Raw genomic sequence first — 21,511 nt, 5'->3', positions numbered from 1 at the left:
AAAACCGCTTCGCACTTTTCCGGATCATGCTTTAACCCACCCGCCATTCCAGCACGCCGTCACTCGCAGTGACGATGTCGCCAGTGCTGCCGACCGGCGTGCGGTCGAGGTCCTGCAGATATCCCAATGTCGCCGTGTCGCTCGCGGGGATGCGGCCGAGCGTGCGGCGGCCGTCTTCGGCGCGCAGCACGGTGACGCCGTGCTCGACCTCGCCAGTGGCGCGATAGATCACGGTGAAGGCCTCGACCTTGCCTTTTCCCGCTGCATCGGCGGTAAAGTCGGGCACGTTGCGGCGGTTGCGATCGGCCTCCGCCTGCACGCTCGTGTCCTGCTCGAGTGCCGCGGTCGGCGCCGCGCGTGACAGCACGAGGCCATGGTGTTTGGTGACGAAGCCGCCCTGGCCGTAGAGCAGGCCGAGCGTGCCGCCGCCGCGCAGCTTGCGCACCATCGCGCAGGCCGAATGCGTCATGTAGGTGTTGAGCGGCGCGCCGAAGAACGTCAGACCGCCGGTCACGGTCGGCTGCACGTCGGCGCCGAGGCCGAGCGTCCGGCGCGCCATCTTCGGCACGCAGGGGAAGCAGCTATAGAGCTCGATCGCGTCGAACTTCCTGCCGTCGCCGCCGACGAGGTCCATCACCGCCTTCAGCACCGCATTCTGCGCGTGGCTCTCGACGAACTGGTCGCGGATCAGATAGTCGCGCGGCTCTTCCGCCGAAGCGCCGCCGAGCGGATAGATCAGCTTGTCCTCGGGCACGCCGGCGGCGCGGGCTTTCGCAAGGCTCGTCAGGATCAGCGCGCCGCCCATGTTCACCGTCGGGTTCGCCACCATCAACTTGGTGTAGGGCCAGGCGATCATCCGGTTGTCCGGGGTCGCGGTGGTGATCTCGTCGCCGGTGAAGCGCTTCTTCAGCCAGGAGTTCGGATTGTCGGCGGCAACGCGTGCATAGGTCGACCACAACTCGCCCGACTCTTTCAGCGCCTCGCGCGGCGTCTGGCCCCAATGCGCCGAGGTTGCGGACTCATAGAGCGGGTAGACCGTGATCGGCCGGAACACGCCGAGCGCAACCGCAAGCGGCTTCTGGAACGCGGCGCCGCGCTTCGGCTCCTCCACGTCATGGGCGAACGGCGTCCACGGCAACTCGACGCCGGCGCGCTGAGCCTTGGTCGCGGTCGATTGCGCCTCCGCGCCGCACACCGCGGCAACACTGCATTCGCCGCGCGCGATGCGCTGCGCCGCCTCGTGCAAATAGCGGATCGGGCTCTCGCCGCCGACCGGGCCGTAATAGAGATGCGCGGGCGCGATGCCGAGCCGCTGCGCGAGCTGCTTCTCCGGATCGCGGTAGCGCCAGCTCAGGAAGTTGACGACGTCGAGCGACTGCACATCGGAGAGCAATTTTGCGCCGCTGTCGGCCTCGGCGCGCTTCAGCGCCTCTTCCAGCAAGGTGAGCGGCTCGAGGCCGGCGGCGATGTCCTTCGGACGATCGACGACCTCGCCGACACCGATGATGACGGGAATGCGGTCTTCGGGGATGCTGTTCGACATTCTTGTTATTTCACTCTGCGGTATTGGACTCGATGGTTGTTCTAGGCGTCATTGCGAGCGAAGCGAAGCAATCCACATCTCCACACGGGCATAGGCGGATTGCTTCGTCGCTTTGCTCCTCGCAAGGACGGGGAGGTCCACGTATTCGATCACTCCGCCACCAGCGCGTTCATGTGCTCGACGGCCTCGACGAAATCTTCCTTGAATTCCTGCACCACGGCGCCTGCCGATTTGACGCTGTCGACCAGGCCGACACCCTGGCCGACGAAATAGCTGACTAGGTCGCGCGCCTTCTCGTTGCCGGCCTCAGCGGCGCGGTCGATGGCGTTGAAGGCATCGCGGCTGATGATGCTTTGCAGCGGCATCGGCAGCGCGCCGGGGCTGTCCGGCGACCGGTCCCAGGCGTCGGTCCAGACCGAGCGGAGCTGCCGCGCCGGCTTGCCGGTGCGGCCCTTCGAGCGGATCGCGTCGCGCGAGGAGGCCGCGATCATCTTCTCGCGGAATATCTCCGAGGTCTCCGACTCCACGGTCGCAAGCCACACCGAGCCGGTCCAGGCGCCGGCCGCGCCCATCGCCATGCAGGCTGCCATCTGGCTGCCGGTCATGATGCCGCCGGCGGCGAGCACCGGTACGTCGCGGATCTTTTTGACCGCCTTGATCACCTCGGGCACCAGCACCATGGTCGAGACTTCGCCGCAATGGCCGCCGGCCTCGGTGCCTTGCGCGACGAGGATGTCGACACCGGCCGCGACCTGGCGCAACGCGTGTTCCTTGGAGCCGACCAGCGCCGCCACCGGCACGCCGTGCTTGCGACCCATCTCGATCATCGCCTTCGGCGGCACGCCGAGCGCGTTGGCGATCAGCCGGATCGGATGGCGGAAGGAGACCTCGAGCAATTGCAGCGCGGTCTCGGCATCGAACGGCTGCGGCTGGTTGTCGGCGACGCTCTGCGTCGTGAGCTCGATGTTGTATTTCTTCAGGAGATTGCGGGTGAAATCGCGATGCTCCTGGGAGACGCGCTTCTCCAGGCTCTTCCAGGTGACGTTCTTTTCACCCGCGGTCGAGATGTTCTCGGGGATCAGCACGTCGATGCCGTAGGGCTTGCCGTCGACGTGATCGTCGATCCATTTCAGTTCCTGCTCCAGCGTCTCCGGCAGATACCGGGTCGCGCCGAATACGCCGAAGCCGCCGGCGCGGCTGACCGCCGCCACCACGTCGCGGCAATGGCTGAAAGCGAGCAGGGGGAATTCAATTCCCAGCATGTCGCAGATCGGTGATTTCATGGACTGGTTTTCTCCCGGCGGCTGCTTCTTGTGCTTGTTGGCATCAGCCCCTGCAACGCTAGCGCATCGCGGTCAGCGAAGCCAAGCGGGTTTCGGCAACGGCGATCTTGCGTGCAGGCGCTGCCTGGCTGCATCGCTCTCAGTGCATTCCGCAAGGTAGAAAATGCGATCCGGCGGGGTGGGCAAAGCCGAGCGTGCGCACCATCTAGTGCGGACATGGGGATGGGCCCGGCGGCCGCCGCGCCACCTTGGAAGAACATGAACCGGGAGCCAACGACGTGACTGACACCCCTGCCTACGAGCCGCCGAAAGTCTGGACCTGGAACAAGGAGAGCGGCGGGCGCTTCGCCAGCATCAACCGGCCGATTGCCGGTCCGACCCATGACAAGGAGCTGCCGGTCGGCCGTCATCCGCTGCAACTCTACTCGCTGGCGACGCCGAACGGCGTCAAGGTCACCGTGATGCTGGAAGAGCTGCTGGCGGCGGGCCACAAGGGCGCGGAGTACGATGCCTGGCTGATCAAGATCGACGGCAACCAGTTCGGCAGCGGCTTCGTCGCGGTCAATCCGAATTCCAAGATTCCGGCGCTGATGGACCGCAGCGGGAAGGAGCCGATCCGGGTGTTCGAATCGGGTTCGATCCTGGTGTACCTCGCGGAAAAGTTCGGCGCGTTCCTGCCGACCGACGTCAAGACCCGCGCCGAAACCTTCTCCTGGCTGTTCTGGCAAATGGGCTCAGCGCCCTATCTCGGCGGCGGCTTCGGACATTTCTATGCCTATGCGCCGACCAAGATCGAATATGCCATCGATCGCTTCGCAATGGAGGTCAAGCGCCAGCTCGACGTGCTCGACCGCAGGCTCGCCGACAACGAATATCTCGCCGGCGACGTCTACACCATCGCCGACATGGCGGTGTGGCCGTGGTACGGCAGCCTCGCCAAGGGCCTGCTCTACGGCGGCGGCGAATTCCTCTCGGTGCAGGACTACAAGAACGTGCAGCGCTGGACCGATGCGATCGCGGCACGACCCGCGGTGAAGCGCGGCCGCATGGTCAATCGCACCTGGGGCGAGCCGTCGAGCCAGTTGCACGAGCGCCATGACGCCAGCGATTTCGAGACCAGGACGCAGGACAAGATCGGCGAGCAGGCGGCGTCGTAGCTGCGTAGGGCGGATTAGCCGACCACGTCCGCCGTAGCTCAACGAGCGAAGGCGGAAGGCGTAATCCGCCAGCGTGTGCCCTCACAAAGATCGGCGGGTTACGCTTCGCTAACCCGCCCCACGCCTATCCCAGCAGATCGTTGTACTCCGGATGCTTCTTCATGAAGCCCTGGATGAACTCGCACTTCACGACGAGCTTGATGTTCTGCCCGCGCACCGCATCCAGCGTGGCGCGGGCGAGCTTGGAGCCGATGCCGCGCCCGCCGAGCTCCGGCGGCACCTCGGTGTGAACCAGCGTGATGGTATCCGGCGTCTTGCGGTAGACCACGAAGGCGGTTGCGCCATCGACCGAGAGTTCGAACCGGCTCTGTGCCGGGTTGTCGCGGAATGCTTCGCTCATTGTCTTGTCCTATTTCCTCTTTGCGCCCTCGGCCGCGGGAAACACCACGCGGTCGTCGGTGCGGCAGTAGCGATCCGCAAACATGCGGCCGATCGGATGGTAACGCTCCATGTGGACGCGCATCGCATCACGGTCCCACAATTCGTCGCGGATGTGGAAGTGAATGCCTTCGCCCATGACCAGCTGGCGGTCGCCATTGACGTCGATCAGCTTCCAGGTCTTGCATTCCATCGCGAACGGCGCGTCGGCGAGCCGGGGCACCGCGATCTTGCGCGCGGGCGCGAGCTTGAGGCCGAGATAGTCGGGCTCGCCGATCTCGGGCGGGAAGTCGCCCGAGGTCTCGTGCATCGCGCGCGCCAATGGCTCGTCGGTCAGATTGACAACGAACTCGCCCAAGCGCTGGATATTGACCAGCGTGTCCTTCTCGCGGCCGTCGGGCCTGCGGTTGACCGCGAACATGCAGAGCGGTGGGTCCTCGCAGAACACGTTGAAGAACGAGAACGGCGCCGCATTGACCACGCCATCCGCGCCGAGGCTCGTCACCCAGGCGATCGGCCGCGGCAGCACGAAGGAGGTCAGCACCTTGTAGCATTCGCGCTGGGTGAGGTCGCTTGGTGCGTATTCCATGCGGTTGTCCGGAATTCTGGTGGGTGGGTAGCGAAGCGTAACCCGCAGCTAACGGGCCGCAAAGTAAAAGGCGGGTTACGCCTGCGCCAACCCGCCTTACGATAACTTCCGAATAATAGAATTATGCCGCTGATTTGCCCGACGAGTCAAGCTGCCATGTCGAATGCCGGCGCGCCGCCGGCTACTGTGCATGGGGTTGTTTTCGATATTTTGGCCGTGCGCCCGTCACCTTAGCCCTCTCCCCGCAAAAAGCGGGGAGAGGGAGGAGTTGAAACTACGGCATGCTCAGCTCGTGGCGGCCGACCACCATCCAGTGCACCTCGTCCGGACCGTCGGCGAAGCGCAGATGGCGGACGTCCTGGTACATTTCGCCAAGCGGGGACCACTGCGAGATGCCGGTGGCGCCGTGCATCTGGATCGCCTGGTCGATCACCTTGCAGGCGCGCTCGGGAACCATGGCCTTGACCATCGAGACCCAGACCCGGGCTTCCTTGTTGCCGAGCACGTCCATCGCCTTGGCGGCCTTCAGCACCATCAGCCGCATCGCCTCGATCTCACAGCGCGCCTGGGCGATGATCTGCATGTTGCCGCCGAGATGGGCGATCTTCTTGCCGAACGCTTCGCGGGTCAGGCCACGCTGCACCATCATGTCGAGCGCCTTCTCGGCCTTGCCGATGGTGCGCATGCAGTGATGGATGCGGCCCGGTCCGAGGCGGACCTGCGAGATCTCGAAGCCGCGGCCTTCGCCGAGCAGCATGTTCTCCTTCGGCACCTTGCAATTGTTGAAGCGCAGATGCATGTGGCCGCGCGGCGCATGGTCGTGGCCGAACACGTGCATCGGGCCGAGGATCTCGACACCGGGGGTGTCGATCGGCACCAGGATCTGCGACTGCTGCTTGCTCGGCGCCGCGTCGGGATTGGTCTTCACCATCACGATCATGATCTTGCAGCGCGGATCGCCGGCACCGGAGATGTAATACTTCTCGCCGTTGATCACCCACTCGTCGCCGACCAGCTTTGCCGTGGTCGAGATGTTCTTGGCGTCGGAGGAGGCGACGTTCGGCTCGGTCATCGCATAGGCCGAGCGGATCTCGCCGTTGAGCAGCGGCTTGAGCCACTTTTCCTTCTGCGCCTTGGTGCCGACGCGCTCCAGCACTTCCATGTTGCCGGTGTCCGGCGCCGAGCAATTCATCGTCTCGGAAGCCAGCGGGCTCTTGCCGAGCTCGGCGGCGATGTAGGCGTAGTCGAGGTTGTTGAGGCCTTCGCCGGTTTCGGCGTCGGGCAGGAAGAAGTTCCAGAGGCCGACTTCCTTCGCCTTGTCCTTGGCCTTCTGCAGGATCGCGAGCTGCTCGTCCGTGAAGCTCCAGCGGTTGGTCTTCTTTTCGCCGGCGCGATAGAACTCGACCGACATCGGGTCGACGGTGTCGCGGATGAACTGCTTCACATGATCGTAGAGCGGGCGGACCTTGTCCGACATCCGGAGGTCATTGAGCTCGTCGCCCGGATTGAGCGTGTAGTTCGTGGTGCGCGGCACATAGGCATGCTTCATTGACTTTTCTCCCTCGCGAAGGCGCGTTTCGCGGCGGACAATAGACGCGTGCGGCGCGAAGCGCGAGCACCGATTTTCCCGACATCTCTACCGCATCGCGGAATTTGGCGACGGCGTTTCAAACGTTGTTTGAACGCCGCCGCCGACAGTGTGACAGGTCCCGGCCGATACCGGTCATGTCATCCGATGCATCGCGCAGATCTTGTTGCCGTCGAGGTCGCGCAAATAGGCGAGGTAGAGCTTGATGCCGCCTCCCTCGCGCACGCCCGGCGGGTCCTCGCAGGGCTTGCCGCCATTGGCGACGCCGGCCGCGTGCCAGGCCTCGACCTGCTCCGGCGACGAGCAGGCAAAGCCGATCGTGCCGCCATTGGCGTGCGTTGCCGGCTCGCCGTTGATCGGCTTGGAAACCATGAAAATGCCGGCCTTGGTCAAATACATGATGCGGTGACCGTCGACCCGGGCCGGCCGGACATCGAGCGTGCCAAGCAGCGCGTCATAGAACGCCTTGGCCTTGTCCAGATCGTTGGTGCCAACCATCACGTGTGAAAACATCTGAAATATCCTCCCTGCTTGTTGAAAGCCGCTTTGTGCGTCCTTACAGCGCGAACGCTAGCAGCAGTTCTGTCGCGACGGAAGCGACGCGGCGTCGCGTGGATGTATGACGCACAGACCACGCAACACACTCGCCGGACGACGGCAGGGAGTGTAGCGGTCGCTGCGCCTCAGAACGCTGTGTACCCGCCGTCGATCACGAAGCAGTCCGCCGTATGATAGGACGACGCCTTGCTCATCAGATACACCGCGATGCCGCCGAAGTCGCTCGGCTCGCCGAAGCGCCGCACCGGGATGCGGGGCATCACGTTGGCGACGAACTTGTCGTTGGCCATGATGCCTGCTGTCATGTCGCTCTTGATCCAGCCGGGCAGGATCGCGTTCGCGGTGACGCCGTGGCGGGCGAGCTCGACGCCGAGCGCGCGGCACAGCGCATTCAGCGCGGCCTTGGTGCCGGCATAGTGCTCGTTGCGCGCCGTGCCGAACAGCGAGGCGAGGCTCGAGGTCGCGACCAGCCGGCCGAACTTGTCGCCGGCTTCGGAGCGCTCGGTCATGTGGCGTGCCGCAGCCTGGAATACGTGAAACACGCCGTCGAGATTGGTCGCGAACATCTTGCGCCATTCCTCCTCGGTGCGGTCGATGAAGGAGCGGCGTCCGCCACCGCCGATGCCGGCATTGGCAAAGCAGCCGTCGACGCGGCCGAAGGTGTCGAGCGTCGCCTTCATCGCGGTTTTGACCGAGCCGGGATCGCTGACGTCGCAGAATTGGGTTGCGACCTTGCCGGGTCCGGCCTTCATCGAGGCCGCGGCGTTGGCGTTTTTTTCCGCGTTGCGGCCCCAGATCGCGACGTTGCAGCCGGCGGCGTTGAGCGCCTGCGCGATGCCGAGGCCGATGCCGCCATTGCCGCCGGTGATGACAGCGACGCGGCCGGTGAGATCGAAGATGCCACTCATTGGGGTTTCCATTTGGTTTGCTGCGCGCTAATCACGCGTTCACGGATGGGCTTGACGCCGACCATGGACAAGCCAGGCACAAAAATCAAATATGGGTCCAAACATGGGTGGACCCATCGACCTACCGCGGTACCAACCGCCGAGGCAACGCAAAGAGGAAATCATGCAGTTCAAGCACGTCACGCTCGACTTCGACGGATCGGTCGCGATCCTCAAGCTCGACCATCAGGAAGTCATGAACGCGGTCTCGATCGACATGCTGGGCGGCCTTGCCGAGGCGCTCGATGCGATCGACGACAAGCGCGACGAGGTGCGCTGCCTGGTGATCACGGGCGCGGGCCGCGCCTTCTGCACCGGCGCCAATCTGCAGGGTCGCAACCAGCAGCAGAAGCCTGGCAAGAGCAACGCCGGTGCGGCACTGGAGACCGCATTCCACCCGTTCCTGCGCCGATTGCGTAAGCTGCACTGTCCGATCGTGACGGCGGTGAACGGTCCGGCCGCCGGCGCCGGCATGAGCTTCGCATTGATGGGCGACCTCATCCTGTGCGCGCGCTCGTCGTATTTCCTGCAGGCGTTCCGCCGCATCGGCCTGGTGCCGGATTGCGGCTCGACCTGGCTGCTGCCGCGGCTGATCGGCAAGGCGCGTTCGGTCGAGCTATCGCTGCTCGGCGAGCGGCTGCCGGCCGAGAAGGCGCTGGAATGGGGTCTCGTCAACCGCGTTTATGACGACGGCGCGCTGATGGATGAAACCATGAAGCTCGCGCATGATCTGGCCAACGGCCCGACGGTGGCACTGTCGCTGATCCGCAAGCTCTATTGGGACAGCCCGGAAAACACCCTCGAGGATCAGCTCAATCTGGAATTCGAGTCGCAGCGGATCGCGGGCCGTGCCGAGGATTTCAAGGAAGGCGTCACCGCGTTCCTCGAGAAGCGGCCGGCGAAGTTCACGGGCAAATGATCGAGCCCGAACTCACCCGCTGCGTCGCCTCGTTTCATCCTGGCGCGACCGGCGTCACCGGCGCCGCCAAGCTCTCCGGCGGCGCCAGCCAGGAGACCTGGACGTTCGACATCGTGCACCCGAGCGGCAATGTCGGTGCGATCCTGCGCCGGGCGCCGCCGGGCTACGGTGCGGCGCCAGGCCGCGCCGCCGGCCTCGATGCCGAGGCCACGTTGATGCAGCTCGCGCATGACGCGGGCCTGCCGTCGCCGAAGGTGATGCATGTCTTGACGCCGGAAGACGGCCTTGGCCGCGGCTTCATCATGGCGCGGGTCGAAGGCGAGACTATCGCGCGGAAAATTTTGCGTGACGAGGAATTTGCCAAGGCGCGGCCGATGCTGGCGCGCCAGCTCGGCCGCGTCATCGCCGGCATTCATGGCCTGCCGCAGGCAAAACTGCCGCAACTGCGCAGCCTGACGGCGACCAAGGAGATCGAGGATCTTGCCCGCGAGTATCAGAGCTTCAACTGGCCGCGCCCGGTGTTCGAATTGGCGCTGCGCTGGCTGCGCGATCACGATCCCGGTCCGTCCTCGGAGGTGACGCTGGTGCATGGCGATTTCCGCCACGGCAATCTGATTATCGGTCCCGACGGGGTGCGCGCAGTGCTCGACTGGGAGCTCGCGCATACCGGCGATCCGATGGAGGATATCGGCTGGATCTGCGTCAATTCGTGGCGCTTCGGCGAGATCGACAAGCCGGTCGGTGGCTTCGGCACGCGCGAGGATTTGTTCGCGGGCTACGCGGAGGCCGGCCGCAAGGTCGACCCCGACCGCGTGATGTTCTGGGAAGTGATGGGAACGCTACGCTGGGGCGTGATGTGCTGCGGGATGATGCAGCGCTTCCGCCTCGGGCCGGATCATTCGATGGAGCGCGCGATGATCGGGCGGCGCGCCTCGGAGACCGAGATCGATCTGCTCAGATTGTTAGCGCCGCGAGGCAAGTAAGATGCAGGACGAACCGACACCCACCGAACTGATCAAGGCCGTCGCCGATTTCCTGCGCAACGAGATCGCACCCGCGATCAAGGGGCACAACGGCTTCAAGCTGCGCGTCGGCATCAACGCGCTCGATCTGGTGACGCGGCAACTCGCGCTTGCCCAAGCCGGTGACACGACCGAGGCCGCGCGGCTCAAGGCGCTGCTCGGTGCCGATGGCACGCTGATGGAGCTCAACCGCGCGCTGTCGGAAAAGATCGCGAGCGGCGAGGTCGATCTGACAACGCCGGGTCTGCCGGAGCATCTCTGGCAGACCACGATGGACAAGCTCGCGGTCGATCAGCCGAACTACGCGTCCTACAAGAGGGAGTTGGGGACGAAGTAGGGTGTGCCGTCGTCGTTGCGAGGAGCGAAGCGACGAAGCAATCCATATCTCCGCAAGCTGTGCGATGGATTGCTTCGTTTCGCTCGCAATGGCGAAGGCGCTACCGCCCCAGCCATTTCGGCGGGCGCTTCTCCGAAAATGCCTTCGGGCCCTCGATGTAATCCTGCGAGGCGGCCATCGCCTTCACCGCCGGATACTCGCGCTGCTCGGCCAGCGCCTGCTCGAGCGAGACTTCGAGGCCTTTCTGGATCGCCTGCTTCGAAGCGCGGATCGACATCGGCGAGTTCTTGGCGATGGTTTCGGCCCAGCGCTCGGCGGCAGCCAGCGCCTCGCCCTGCGGCACCACCTCGTTGACGAAGCCGAGCTCGAGGCCTTCCTTGGCGCTGACATGGCGCGCGGTCAGGATCATGCCCATGGCGCGTTTCAGCCCGATCTGGCGCGGCAGCCGCTGCAGGCCGCCGGCGAGCGCGGCGAGGCCGACGCGCGGTTCGGGCAAAGCGAAGGTCGCATTCTCCGAGGCGATGATCAGGTCGCAGGCCAGCGCGACCTCGAAGCCGCCGCCCATCGCGACGCCGTTGACGGCGGCGATGATCGGCTTGTCGCAGTCGAAGCGGGTGGTCAGCCCGGCGAAGCCGCCCTTGTCCCAGCCGCGCTTGCCGCCCGCGGCCTGCCATTTCAGGTCGTTGCCGGCGCAGAACGCCTTGTCGCCGGCGCCGGTGACGATCGCGACCCACTGCTCGGGATCGGCCGAGAAGTCGTCGAACACCTTGTTGAGCTCGAAATGCGCGTCGATATGCAGCGCGTTATAAACCTCGGGCCGCGACAGCGTCACGATGGTGATGGGACCCTTGCGCGTCACCTTGGAGAATTTCAGATCCATGTTTGCTCCCGTCGATTTTCTGCAGCGAAGAATATGGCCACTATCCTAGCGCCAGCGCTTCGTTCCGCGCCATCCAATTACGCAACGCCACCGCGCGCGCAAGCCTCACCGCCCTGCTTGACTTGGCGGCCTGCTTCTCACCTTAATCGATCCGAACGCGGCTGCGCGATAGCGCCTAAACGCAAAACCAGAATCAACAAGTTCTTCGGGAGTGACCGCCTTGGATTTCAATCTGCCGGCTGACCTGACAGCCTATCTCGCCGAGCTCGACCAATTCATCGAACGCGAGATCAAGCCGCTTGAAGAGGCTGACGACAACATCCGCTTCTTCGATCATCGCCGCGAATGGGCGCGCACCGATTTCGACAAAGGCGGCCTGCCGCGCCGTGAGTGGGAGCTCCTGCTGCGCAAGGTCAAGAACCTCGCCGACGCCGCAGGCCATCTGCGTTTCGCGATCCCAAAGCGTTATGGCGGCAAGGACGGCTCCAATCTCTGGATGGCCGTGATCCGCGAACATTTTGCCTCAAAGGGTCTCGGCCTGCACAACGATCTGCAGAATGAGCACTCGATCGTCGGCAATTTGCCGATCGTGACCATGCTCGACCGCTATGGTACCGACGAGCAGAAGGCGATGATCGACGGCTCGATCACCGGCAAGTACCGCATCACGTTCGGCCTTACCGAACCCGAGCATGGTTCCGACGCCACGCATATGGAAACCAGGGCGGTGCCAGCCACGCGCGACAACGTCAAGGGCTGGATCATCAACGGCGAGAAGATGTGGACCACAGGCATGCATGTCGCAACCCACTGCGCGCTGTTTGCCCGCACGTCAGGCAATGACGGCGACGCCCGGGGCATCAGCTGCTTCCTGGTGCCGGCGAACTCGGCGGGCGTGAAGGTCGAGGAATACATGTGGACCTTCAACATGCCGACCGATCATCCGCGGGTCAGCTTCACCGACGTGTTCGTGCCCGAGGATGCGCAGTTCGGCGAGGTCGGTCGCGGCCTGTCGCTGGCGCAATGCTTTGTCCACGAGAACCGCATCCGCCAGGCGGCGAGCTCGCTCGGCGCTGCGGTCTATTGCATCAATGAGAGCGTGAAATACGCGCGCGAGCGAAAACCGTTCGGCAAGGCGCTGGCCGAGAACCAGGCGATCCAGTGGCCGCTGGTCGAGCTCGCGACCCAGGCCGAGATGCTGCGGCTGCTGATCCGCAAGACTGCGTGGGAGATGGATCAGCTGACCCAGGCGCAGGTCGAGCACACGCTGTCGGACCGGGTCTCGATGTGCAATTTCTGGGCAAACCGGCTGTGCTGCGAGGCCGCCGACCGCGCGATGCAGGTGCATGGCGGCATGGGCTATTCGCGCCACAAGCCGTTCGAGCACATCTACCGCCACCACCGCCGCTATCGCATCACCGAAGGCAGCGAGGAGATCCAGAAGCGCAAGGTAGCCGGCTTCCTGTTCGGCTACATGGGAGCGGGGAAGCACTAAAGCGTGAGTGAAGGAGGCGGTACGACATGGAAGGTGGATGCACTTGCAGAAACGTCCGTTATCGCCTCACCGGCGGGCCGCTGATCGTGCATGCCTGCCACTGCACCTGGTGCCAGCGCGAGACCGGCACCGTGCACGCGCTCAACGCGATGTACGAGGCCGAGCGGGTCGAGCACATCGCGGCCGAGCCGGAGATTGTTGACACGCCCTCGGCGAGCGGCAAGGGCCAGAAGATCGCCCGCTGCCCGCGCTGCAAGGTCGCGGTCTGGAGCAATTATCCGGGTTCGGGCGCGGCGGTGCGCTTCGTCCGCGTCGGCACGCTGGATGATCCGGGCCGGTGTCCGCCCGACGTCCACATCTTCACGTCGACGAAGCAGCCCTGGGTAACGTTGCCGCCGGGCGCAAAAGCGTTCGTCGAGTATTACGATCGGAACGAGGTCTGGCCGGAGGAGGCGCAGGCGCGCTGGCGAGTGCTGCGGGAGAAGATGAAGCAATAGGTGCGGACTGTCGTTCCGTCATTGCGAGCGAAGCGAAGCAATCCTTGCTGCCGCTTGCGGAGTGATGGATTGCTTCGTCGCTTCGCTCCTCGCAATGACGGATTAGTTCACCTGCCGGTCCTTGCCCGCCCAATACGGCTCACGCAAGGTCCGCCGCAGAATCTTGCCCGAGGGATTGCGCGGCAGTGCGGGAATGAAGTCGACCGATTTCGGCGTCTTGTAGCCGGCGATCCGCTCACGGGTGAAGTTGATGATGTCGGTCGCGGTCGCGCTCTTGCCCGGCTTCATCACCACCACGGCCTTGACAGCCTCACCCCATTTGTCGTCGGGGATGCCGATCACTGCGGCTTCCGCCACGTCGGGGTGATCGCACAGCGCGCTCTCGACTTCGGCCGGGTAGATGTTCTCGCCGCCGGAGATGATCATGTCCTTGATGCGGTCGTGGATGTAGAGGTAGCCGTCGCGGTCCATGTAGCCGGCATCGCCGGTGCGCAGCCAGCCGTCGCTATCGATGGTGCGTGCGGTGGCTTCGGGCAGGTTCCAGTAGCCGGCCATGTTGGAGCCGGAGCGGGTGGCGATCTCGCCGACCTCGCCTGGTGGCAGCGGCTTGCCGTCCGGATCGAGGATCGCAAGCTCGATGCCGGGCAATGCCTTGCCGGCGGAGCGCATGCGGTCGAGGCCCTCGATGTGATCCTCCGGCGGCAGCGCGACGATGGTGCCGGTGGTCTCGGTCATGCCGTACATCTGCACGAAGCCGCATTTGAAGACCTCGATGCACTCCTTCAGCAGCGCGGCCGGGATCGGGGAGGCGCCGTACAGCATGTACTTCAGGCGGGAGAAGTCGACCTGCCGCGCGCGCGGCTGCCGCACCACGAACTGCATCGCCGCCGGCACCATGAACAGTTTTGTGATGCCGGACTGCTCGAAGAAGTCGAGCACCTTGGTCGGATCGAACTCGCGCGCGATGACGCCGCGGGCGCCGTGATAGAGCCCCATCACGCCCCAGCCGGAGCCGCCGATGTGGAAGATCGGCATCGCGACCAGCGAGACGTCGTCGGTGGTCCACCGGTTCCATTCCGGTTTCTCGGCTTCGTTGCCGCTCTGCACCAAGTTGAGGAAATTGGCGTGCGAGAGCATCGCGCCCTTCGGCTTGCCGGTGGTGCCCGAGGTGTAGAGCTGGATCGCGATGTCCTTCGGCTCGATCGCAACGCGCGGGTCGTCGCCGCTCTGCGCGTCGCGCCAGGCGAGATAGTCCGGCCATTCCGGCACGCCGCCCTCGGTGGTGATGATGGTGCGAACGCTGGGCAGCTTGTCGCGGATGTTGCGCGCCTGCGTGATGAATTCGGGGCCCACGAACAGCACGGGCGCCTTGCAGTCGTCGACGATGAAGGCGACCTCGGGGCCTGCGAGGCGCCAGTTCACTGGCGCCATCACCACGCCGGCCTTCATCGCGCCCATCAGCAATTCGAAATAGAAGTCGCTGTTCTTGCCGAGATAGGCGATGCGCTCGCCCTTCCTGATGCCCATCGCGATCAGCGCGTTGGCGACGCGGTTGGTGTTGGTGTCGAATTCGGCGAAGGAGGTCTGCCGGCCCTCGAACTCATAGGCCAGCGCAGCGCCGCGGCCCTTGGCGCGGTCGCGCACCATGTCGGCAAGGTTGCTCAGTTTCGGCGTGTCGGACATTGCTTCCCCCCGTGATGTCTTGTTTTGGTTGCGCGGAGTGTGGCGGCATCGCGCGGGAAAAACAATATGGGGGAAGTGCGCACATCACTTCAATATCGTCGTCCTGGCTTAGGACGACGGCGGTGATTGCGGCAGGCGCGCGTTCCTCAGCCCCGCGCCGCGCGATCTTTCTCGTTCTGCGCCTTGATCGACTCGCGCGCCTTGGTCCAGTCGTCGTCGCTCCAGTCGCGCAGCTGGTAGAAATTGCCGCCCATCGCCAGCGCTTGGGCGCCGTCCATGGCGATGGTTTCGCCGTTGATCCAGTCACAGCCGCCGGAGATCAGGAACACCGCGAGGTTCTGCAACTCCTCCATGGTGCCGACGCGGCCCATCGGGTTCATCGCCTTGGTCCGGGCGCCAGCCTCGTCGCCGGGCTTGATGCGCTTGCTCATGCCCTCGGTCGGGATCTCGCCCGGCGCGATGGTGTTGAGGCGGATGCCGTGGCGGCCCCATTCGATCGCGAGCGACATCGTCATGGCATGGATCGCCGACTTGCTCATCGCCGACGGCACCACGTAGGGCGAGCCGTTGCGCACCCAGGTTACGGTGATCGACACCACATTGCCGCGATGGCCGCCGGCGATCCAGCGCCGGCCCACCGCATGCGTCACGTAGAAGGTGCCGTGCATCACGATGTTGGCGACCGCGTCGAAGCCGCGTGGCGACAGCTCTTCGGAGCGCGAGATGAAGTTGCCGGCGGCGTTGTTGATGAGATCGGTGAGGGGACCGCTGGTGGTCCAGATCGACTCGATCATCTCGTCGACCGCCATCGCGTTGCGGATATCGACACCGTGGCTGACGACGCGTCCGCCATGCTCGGCCATCAGCTCGGTGGCGGTCTCGTCGCAGACGCTCTTGCGGCGGCCGCAGATATGGACCTCGGCGCCGAGCTGCAGGAACCGCGCGGCCATCGACTTGCCGAGGCCGGTGCCGCCTCCGGTGACCAGAATGCGCCGCCCGGCGAGAAGCTGATTGGTGAACATCGTTTCCTCCACGGGGGTTGTCAGTTAATTGGTCGATTGACTAAAAGCGGACAACGGCCTTTGTGTAAAGCGCCAACGAGGAAAAGCGGAGGAGATTTCAATGGAAGATCGCGTTTCGATATCGATTTCGGACGGTATCGCCGATGTCCGCCTGGTGCGGGCGGACAAGATGAACGCGCTCGATGCCGCGATGTTCGAGGCGCTGGTGGCCGCAACCGACCGTCTTTCCAAGGAAAAAGGTGTGCGGGTGGTTGTGCTCTCCGGCGAGGGCCGTGCTTTCTGCGCCGGCCTCGACATGGGCCGTTTCGCCGCGATGAAGGACGGCGGTAACGGGGTGCCGGGCGGCGAGAAGCGCGATCTCACGATCCGCACCCATGGCAAGGCCAATTTCCCGCAACAGGCGGTCTGGGGCTGGCGGCAGCTTCCGGTGCCCGTGATCGCCGCGGTCCATGGCGTTGCGTTCGGCGGCGGCTTCCAGCTCGCGCTCGGCGCCGACATGCGCTTCCTGTCGCCGGACGCGCGGATGTCGATCATGGAGATCAAATGGGGCCTGGTCCCTGACATGGCCGGTACGCCGATCCTGGCAAGCCTGGTGCGCGACGATATCCTGCGCGAGCTGACCTATACCGGCCGCATCTTCTCGGCGCAGGAGGCCCAAAGCTATGGCCTCGCCACTCGCGTCTGTGACGATCCGCGCGCGGCGGCGCTCGAACTCGCGCGCGAGATCGCCGGCAAGAGCCCGGATGCGATCCGTGCCGCCAAGCGCATGCTGAACAATCTGTCGGTCGATCCGGGCCCTGCGCTGCTTGCGGAGTCCGTTGAGCAGCAGAAGTTGCTCGGCAGCCCGAACCAGACCGAATCCGTGCGCGCCAATCTGGAGAAGCGCGCGCCAAGGTTTGCGGACGTGGGGTAGCCGCCGTCACTGTCATGGCCGGGGCAAGCGCGCGAACCGCGTGCGCGAATGTTCCGGTCATGACGGAGTCAATCAACGTTGCTAACCGACAAGCGAAGAACAAGAAAAAAATGAGCGAAACGACCCAACCGTTCCTCGGCATCATCTCTGGCGATCGCCGCCGCGATCACGCAGCGGTCGCCGAGCGCACCGAGCGTATCGCCAGCGGCCTGAACCAGCTCGGCGTCAAGCCGGGCGACAGCGTCTGCATGCTGATGCGCAACGACATCGCGTTCATCGAGGCGGCCTACGCGGCGATGCGGCTCGGCGCCTACGGCGTGCCGATCAACTGGCACTTCAAGCCGGAGGAGATCAACTACGTGCTGACGGATTCCGGCACGCGCGTGCTGATCGGCCATGCCGACATGCTGCATGCGCTGCGCGGCGCGATCCCTGATGATGTCACCGTGCTCAGCGTGCCGACGCCGCCGGAAATCCTTAGCCACTACAAGATCAATCCTGATCATCTCGCGGCGCCCGACTTCGCGATCGATTTCGAATCCTGGCTGGCGCAGTTCCCGCGCTATGACGGCCCTGTGGTGCCGCAGCCGCAGAACATGATCTACACCTCAGGCACCACGGGCCATCCGAAGGGCGTACGCCGCTTCGCGCCGACGCCGGAGCAGACCGCCAATGCGGAAGCGATGCGCCAGATGATCTATGGCTTGAAGCCGGGGGCGCGCGCGATCCTGCCGGGGCCGCTCTACCATTCGGCGCCGAATTCCTTCGGGCTGCGCTCGGGCAGGCTCGGCGGCGCGCTGGTACTGATGCCCCGCTTCGACGCGGAGGAATTCCTGGCGCTGATCGAGCGGGAGAGGATCGACACCATCTTCATGGTGCCGACGATGTTCATCCGCCTGATGAAGCTGCCGGAGGAGGTTCGCCGGAAATACGACATGTCGTCGCTGCGCCACATCATCCATGCCGCTGCGCCGTGTCCGCCCGACGTCAAGCGCGCCATGATCGAATGGTGGGGGCCGGTGATCTACGAATTCTACGGCTCGACCGAGTCAGGTGCGGTGACGTTCGCCAATTCCGAGGACGCGCTGAAGAAGCCCGGCACGGTCGGCAAGATCGCGCCCGGCGCCGAGCTTCGCTTCATCGGCGACGACGGCAAGGAGGTGGCGCCGGGCCAGATCGGCGAGATCTATTCGCGGATCGCGGGCAATCCCGATTTCACCTATCACAACAAGTCCGAGAAGCGCGCCGAGATCGACCGGCAGGGATTCATCACCTCGGGCGACGTCGGCTATATCGACGCCGACGGCTACGTCTTCATTTGCGACCGCAAGCGCGACATGGTGATATCAGGCGGCGTCAACATCTATCCGGCCGAGATCGAGGCGGTGCTGCATGCGGTGCCCGGCGTGCACGATTGTGCGGTGTTCGGCATTCCCGACGCCGAGTTCGGTGAGGCGCTGATGGCGGTAGTCGAACCGCAGCCCGGCGTCACGCTCGACATCGCCTCAGTCCGCGCCCAGCTCAAGACCGCACTGGCCGACTACAAGGTGCCCAAGCACATCGAGATCCAGTCCAACCTGCCGCGCGAGGATTCCGGGAAAATCTTCAAGCGTCGGCTGCGCGATCCATATTGGGAGCGGGCGGGACGGAGGATTTAGGCCGCACCCACTGACGTCCCGGCCCCTGCACGCAATCGCGCGCCAGGCCGGGACGACGGCCGAGTGTGCACCGCTTCCAAGTTCATCTTGCGCTGCGGCAAAAAAAGCGCACACTCCGGAGGAACCCGGCAGCCTCTGGAGTAGCCCGCCATGTCACCCCAGACCATGCTTTCCGAGACCGACCTCGGTGCCAGGAGTGCCGCAGAGAAGGCAGCGCAAGAGGAGGATGCACGGCTCCGGAACGATATCCGGCTGCTGGGGCGCGTGCTGGGCGACACCGTGCGCGACCAGGAGGGGGCCGACGTGTTCGACCTGGTCGAGCGCATCCGCCAGACCTCGGTCCGGTTCCATCGCGACGAGGACAAGCTGGCGCGGCGGGAGCTGGAAGGCATCCTCGACAGCATGTCGATCGCCGAGACGCTGCGGATCGTCCGCGCCTTCAGCTATTTCTCCCACCTCGCCAACATTGCCGAGGACCAGAACAACATCCGCCAGATGCGCAGCCGCGGCCCCAGCGGGGCGCCGCGGCCGAGCACGCTGGAGCAGACGCTGGTGCATGCCCGCCAGGCCGGCATCAGCCCGGCCGACCTGCGCAGCTTCTTCAAAAGTGCGCTGGTCAGCCCGGTTCTGACCGCGCATCCGACCGAGGTCCGCCGCAAGAGCACGATGGACCGCGAGATGGAGATCGCGGAGCTGCTCGACCGCCGCGAGCGGCTGCAGATGACGCCTGAGGAGAGCGAAGCCAGCGACGAGCAGCTGCGCCGCGCGGTGGTGACGCTATGGCAGACCAACCTGCTGCGCCGGACCAAGCTGACCGTGCTCGACGAGGTCGCCAACGGCCTGTCGTTCTACGATTACACCTTCCTGCAGGAAGTCCCGCGCGTGCACTGCGCGCTGGAGGACCGCCTGAACAAGGAGGGCGGCGAGGCTGGCGAACTCGCCTCGTTCCTCCGGATGGGAAGCTGGATCGGTGGCGACCGCGACGGCAATCCGTTCGTTACCGCGGAGGTGATGCGCGGCACGCTGCGGCTGCAGTCGAGCCGGGTGCTCAGCTTCTACCTCGAGGAGCTGCACGCGCTTGGCGCCGAGCTGTCGCTGGCGGCGCATCTCGCCGACGTCTCGGACGAATTGCGGATCCTTGCCGAGCGCTCGCCCGACACCTCGCCGCATCGCAGCGGCGAGCCTTATCGTCTGGCGGTATCCGGCATCTATGCGCGGCTCGCGGCGACCGCGATGCGGCTCGAAGTCGAGACTACGCGTCCGCCGGTCGGCAAGGCCGAGCCCTATGCGAGCGTCAGCGAGTTCCAGGCTGATCTCGACGTGCTCAATCGCTCGCTGATCGCGAACAATTCCGGCGTGATCGCGCGCGGCCGGCTGCGGCAGTTGCGGCGGGCGGTGGATTGCTTCGGCTTCCATTTGGCGCGGCTCGACATCCGCCAGAACTCGGCGGTGCATGAGCGCACAATCGCCGAGCTGCTCGATACCGCAAATCCCGGCATGTCCTATCTGGCGCTCGGCGAGGATGCGCGCGTCAGCCTGCTGCTTGGCGAATTGCGCAACGCGCGGCCACTGGCTTCGCCCTTCGTCAAATATTCCGAGGAGACCCAGAGCGAGCTCGATGTGTTCCGGGCCGCGGCCGAGGCGCACGCCAGGTTCGGCCACGAGGTGATCCCTCAATGCATCATCTCGATGTGCAAGGGGATGTCCGACATGCTCGAGGTCGCGGTGCTGCTGAAGGAAGTTGGGCTGGTCAATCCGTCCGGCCGCAGCGCCATCAACATCGTGCCGCTGTTCGAGACCATCGAGGACCTGCAGGCCTCCAGTGGCATCATGGACCGCATGCTGGTGCTGCACGACTATCGCAAGCTGGTCGACAGCCTCGGCAGCGTGCAGGAGGTGATGCTCGGCTATTCCGACAGCAACAAGGACGGCGGCTTCGTCACCTCGGGCTGGGAACTCTACAAGGCCGAGATCGGCCTCGTCGAGGTGTTCGAGCGGCACGGCGTGCGGCTGCGCCTGTTCCATGGCCGCGGCGGCTCGGTCGGCCGCGGCGGCGGTCCGAGCTATGACGCGATCATCGCGCAGCCCGGCGGCGCGGTGAACGGCCAGATCCGCATCACCGAGCAGGGCGAGATCATCTCGTCGAAATATTCCAATGCCGAGGTCGGCCGCAGCAACCTCGAAATCCTCGCCGCCGCCACGCTGGAAACCAGCCTGCTGCAACCGCGGCAGAGCGCGCCACGCCCCGAATATCTCAAGGCGATGGAGGAAATTTCCGCGCTCGCCTTCAAGGCCTATCGCGGTCTCGTCTATGAAACCGAAGGCTTCGCCGACTATTTCTGGGGCTCGACCGTGATCAACGAGATCGCGACCTTGAACATCGGCAGCCGTCCGGCCTCGCGCAAGAAGACCCGCGAGATCGAGGACCTGCGCGCGATTCCCTGGGTGTTCTCCTGGGCGCAATGCCGGCTGATGCTGCCGGGCTGGTATGGCTTCGGCAGCGCGGTCGAATCCTGGATTGCCGAGCACCCCGAGCAGGGCATGCCGTTCCTGCAGGAGTTCTACAGGGAATGGCCGTTCTTCCGCACGCTGCTCTCCAACATGGACATGGTGCTGGCGAAGAGCTCGATCGCGATCGCCTCGCGCTACGCCGAGCTGGTGCCTGACGTCGCGTTACGCGAGAAGATTTTCGGTCAGATCCGCCGCGAGTGGCATCTGTCGATCGAGACGCTGCTCGACATCATGGGCCACGACCGCCTGCTGCAGGGCAACCCGCTGCTGGAGCGCGGAATCCGCAACCGCTTTCCCTATCTCGATCCGCTCAACCACGTGCAGGTGGAGTTGCTGAAGGAGCATCGCGCGCAGAACCCGGACGAGCAGGTGCTGCGCGGGATCCAGATCACGATCAACGGAATCTCGGCGGGGTTAAGGAATAGCGGCTGATTGTCGCCCCGGCGAAAGCCGACCTGCGCCGGGACGACG

Annotated in this window: 19 protein-coding genes; 9 read left to right on the top strand and 10 right to left on the bottom strand. The window is 64.9% G+C overall.

The annotated features are described in order from the left end of the window. Positions 1–31: 31 nt before the first annotated feature. Positions 32–1,543, bottom strand: coding sequence for an acetyl-CoA acetyltransferase (locus AKN83_RS07145; RefSeq protein ID WP_172803498.1), 1,512 nt, complete (start codon positions 1,541–1,543; stop codon positions 32–34). A gap of 149 nt (positions 1,544–1,692) precedes the next feature. Beyond that, positions 1,693–2,826 carry a nitronate monooxygenase gene (locus AKN83_RS07140; protein ID WP_050406769.1) on the bottom strand — a complete coding sequence of 378 codons (1,134 nt, stop codon included), beginning with the start codon at positions 2,824–2,826 and terminating at the stop codon, positions 1,693–1,695. A gap of 278 nt (positions 2,827–3,104) precedes the next feature. Between AKN83_RS07140 and yghU the strand changes: the two genes are divergently transcribed. Beyond that, complete coding sequence (yghU, locus tag AKN83_RS07135; RefSeq protein WP_050406797.1) at positions 3,105–3,983, top strand: glutathione-dependent disulfide-bond oxidoreductase; 879 nt, start codon at positions 3,105–3,107, stop codon at positions 3,981–3,983. A gap of 124 nt (positions 3,984–4,107) precedes the next feature. Here the strand turns inward: yghU and AKN83_RS07130 are convergent, their stop codons facing one another. The 5 genes from AKN83_RS07130 to AKN83_RS07110 all read right to left on the bottom strand — a co-directional run bounded on the left by AKN83_RS07130 (position 4,108) and on the right by AKN83_RS07110 (position 8,064). Next, complete coding sequence (locus tag AKN83_RS07130) at positions 4,108–4,383, bottom strand: GNAT family N-acetyltransferase (protein ID WP_050406768.1); 276 nt, start codon at positions 4,381–4,383, stop codon at positions 4,108–4,110. Positions 4,384–4,392: 9 nt separating this feature from the next. Continuing rightward, entirely contained in the window at positions 4,393–5,010 is a 618-nt protein-coding gene (locus AKN83_RS07125) for a flavin reductase family protein (protein WP_050406767.1), read from the bottom strand. A 274-nt stretch (positions 5,011–5,284) separates the two neighbouring features. Next, positions 5,285–6,559: an acyl-CoA dehydrogenase family protein gene (locus tag AKN83_RS07120; RefSeq protein WP_018270539.1), complete on the bottom strand. Its 1,275-nt coding sequence runs from the start codon at positions 6,557–6,559 to the stop codon at positions 5,285–5,287. A 174-nt stretch (positions 6,560–6,733) separates the two neighbouring features. After that, a complete protein-coding gene (locus tag AKN83_RS07115) occupies positions 6,734–7,111 on the bottom strand; it encodes a VOC family protein (protein ID WP_050406765.1) in 378 nt (125 codons plus the stop codon). 170 nt (positions 7,112–7,281) lie between these two features. Next, positions 7,282–8,064, bottom strand: a complete 783-nt coding sequence (locus tag AKN83_RS07110) for an SDR family NAD(P)-dependent oxidoreductase (protein ID WP_050406764.1) — start codon at positions 8,062–8,064, stop codon at positions 7,282–7,284. A 163-nt stretch (positions 8,065–8,227) separates the two neighbouring features. Between AKN83_RS07110 and AKN83_RS07105 the strand changes: the two genes are divergently transcribed. Genes AKN83_RS07105 through AKN83_RS07095 form a run of 3 tightly spaced genes read left to right on the top strand, consistent with a single transcriptional unit; the run spans position 8,228 to position 10,381 of the window. Further along, a complete protein-coding gene (locus AKN83_RS07105; protein ID WP_050406763.1) occupies positions 8,228–9,022 on the top strand; it encodes an enoyl-CoA hydratase/isomerase in 795 nt (264 codons plus the stop codon). After that, positions 9,019–10,005 (top strand): phosphotransferase family protein, encoded by a 987-nt coding sequence (locus tag AKN83_RS07100; protein WP_050406762.1) that lies wholly within the window; start codon positions 9,019–9,021, stop codon positions 10,003–10,005. Before AKN83_RS07105 ends, AKN83_RS07100 begins: the two co-directional genes overlap by 4 nt. Before the next feature lies 1 nt (position 10,006). Next, entirely contained in the window at positions 10,007–10,381 is a 375-nt protein-coding gene (locus AKN83_RS07095) for a DUF6285 domain-containing protein (protein WP_050406761.1), read from the top strand. A 100-nt stretch (positions 10,382–10,481) separates the two neighbouring features. On the opposite strand, the gene AKN83_RS07090 is transcribed toward AKN83_RS07095, so the two are convergent. Continuing rightward, on the bottom strand, positions 10,482–11,261 hold the full coding sequence (locus AKN83_RS07090; RefSeq protein WP_050406760.1) for an enoyl-CoA hydratase-related protein: 780 nt from the start codon (positions 11,259–11,261) through the stop codon (positions 10,482–10,484). Positions 11,262–11,481: 220 nt separating this feature from the next. On the opposite strand from AKN83_RS07090, the gene AKN83_RS07085 reads away from it, so the two are divergent. After that, positions 11,482–12,756: an acyl-CoA dehydrogenase family protein gene (locus AKN83_RS07085; protein WP_063695243.1), complete on the top strand. Its 1,275-nt coding sequence runs from the start codon at positions 11,482–11,484 to the stop codon at positions 12,754–12,756. A gap of 26 nt (positions 12,757–12,782) precedes the next feature. Then, positions 12,783–13,253: a GFA family protein gene (locus tag AKN83_RS07080; protein WP_050406759.1), complete on the top strand. Its 471-nt coding sequence runs from the start codon at positions 12,783–12,785 to the stop codon at positions 13,251–13,253. Between the two features lie 102 nt (positions 13,254–13,355). On the opposite strand, the gene AKN83_RS07075 is transcribed toward AKN83_RS07080, so the two are convergent. Together AKN83_RS07075 and AKN83_RS07070 are read right to left on the bottom strand one after the other, a co-directional pair. Beyond that, the gene (locus tag AKN83_RS07075) at positions 13,356–14,936 is read right to left on the bottom strand and encodes a fatty acid--CoA ligase (protein ID WP_050406758.1); all 1,581 of its coding nucleotides are present in this window, start codon (positions 14,934–14,936) and stop codon (positions 13,356–13,358) included. A 146-nt stretch (positions 14,937–15,082) separates the two neighbouring features. Next, the gene (locus tag AKN83_RS07070) at positions 15,083–15,958 is read right to left on the bottom strand and encodes an SDR family oxidoreductase (protein ID WP_050406795.1); all 876 of its coding nucleotides are present in this window, start codon (positions 15,956–15,958) and stop codon (positions 15,083–15,085) included. 100 nt (positions 15,959–16,058) lie between these two features. On the opposite strand from AKN83_RS07070, the gene AKN83_RS07065 reads away from it, so the two are divergent. From AKN83_RS07065 to ppc, 3 genes are all read left to right on the top strand, one after another. Next, a complete protein-coding gene (locus AKN83_RS07065; protein WP_050406757.1) occupies positions 16,059–16,871 on the top strand; it encodes a crotonase/enoyl-CoA hydratase family protein in 813 nt (270 codons plus the stop codon). 110 nt (positions 16,872–16,981) lie between these two features. Further along, entirely contained in the window at positions 16,982–18,529 is a 1,548-nt protein-coding gene (locus tag AKN83_RS07060; protein ID WP_050406756.1) for an acyl-CoA synthetase, read from the top strand. A 150-nt stretch (positions 18,530–18,679) separates the two neighbouring features. Further along, positions 18,680–21,472: a phosphoenolpyruvate carboxylase gene (ppc, locus tag AKN83_RS07055; RefSeq protein WP_050406755.1), complete on the top strand. Its 2,793-nt coding sequence runs from the start codon at positions 18,680–18,682 to the stop codon at positions 21,470–21,472. Positions 21,473–21,511 lie beyond the last annotated feature (39 nt).

This window comes from Bradyrhizobium embrapense (genome assembly GCF_001189235.2).
GTDB classification, from domain to species: Bacteria; Pseudomonadota; Alphaproteobacteria; order Rhizobiales; family Xanthobacteraceae; genus Bradyrhizobium; species Bradyrhizobium embrapense.
This window is presented reverse-complemented; position numbering and strand designations above follow the sequence as displayed.

Coding starts and splice junctions, on each gene's coding strand:
- AKN83_RS07145 (WP_172803498.1), bottom strand. CDS start 1,543: ATGTCGAACAGCATCCCCGAAGACCGCATTCCCGTCATCATCGGTGTC.
- AKN83_RS07140 (WP_050406769.1), bottom strand. CDS start 2,826: ATGAAATCACCGATCTGCGACATGCTGGGAATTGAATTCCCCCTGCTC.
- AKN83_RS07130 (WP_050406768.1), bottom strand. CDS start 4,383: ATGAGCGAAGCATTCCGCGACAACCCGGCACAGAGCCGGTTCGAACTC.
- AKN83_RS07125 (WP_050406767.1), bottom strand. CDS start 5,010: ATGGAATACGCACCAAGCGACCTCACCCAGCGCGAATGCTACAAGGTG.
- AKN83_RS07120 (WP_018270539.1), bottom strand. CDS start 6,559: ATGAAGCATGCCTATGTGCCGCGCACCACGAACTACACGCTCAATCCG.
- AKN83_RS07115 (WP_050406765.1), bottom strand. CDS start 7,111: ATGTTTTCACACGTGATGGTTGGCACCAACGATCTGGACAAGGCCAAG.
- AKN83_RS07110 (WP_050406764.1), bottom strand. CDS start 8,064: ATGAGTGGCATCTTCGATCTCACCGGCCGCGTCGCTGTCATCACCGGC.
- AKN83_RS07105 (WP_050406763.1), top strand. CDS start 8,228: ATGCAGTTCAAGCACGTCACGCTCGACTTCGACGGATCGGTCGCGATC.
- AKN83_RS07100 (WP_050406762.1), top strand. CDS start 9,019: ATGATCGAGCCCGAACTCACCCGCTGCGTCGCCTCGTTTCATCCTGGC.
- AKN83_RS07095 (WP_050406761.1), top strand. CDS start 10,007: ATGCAGGACGAACCGACACCCACCGAACTGATCAAGGCCGTCGCCGAT.
- AKN83_RS07090 (WP_050406760.1), bottom strand. CDS start 11,261: ATGGATCTGAAATTCTCCAAGGTGACGCGCAAGGGTCCCATCACCATC.
- AKN83_RS07080 (WP_050406759.1), top strand. CDS start 12,783: ATGGAAGGTGGATGCACTTGCAGAAACGTCCGTTATCGCCTCACCGGC.
- AKN83_RS07075 (WP_050406758.1), bottom strand. CDS start 14,936: ATGTCCGACACGCCGAAACTGAGCAACCTTGCCGACATGGTGCGCGAC.
- AKN83_RS07070 (WP_050406795.1), bottom strand. CDS start 15,958: ATGTTCACCAATCAGCTTCTCGCCGGGCGGCGCATTCTGGTCACCGGA.
- AKN83_RS07065 (WP_050406757.1), top strand. CDS start 16,059: ATGGAAGATCGCGTTTCGATATCGATTTCGGACGGTATCGCCGATGTC.
- AKN83_RS07060 (WP_050406756.1), top strand. CDS start 16,982: ATGAGCGAAACGACCCAACCGTTCCTCGGCATCATCTCTGGCGATCGC.
- ppc (WP_050406755.1), top strand. CDS start 18,680: ATGTCACCCCAGACCATGCTTTCCGAGACCGACCTCGGTGCCAGGAGT.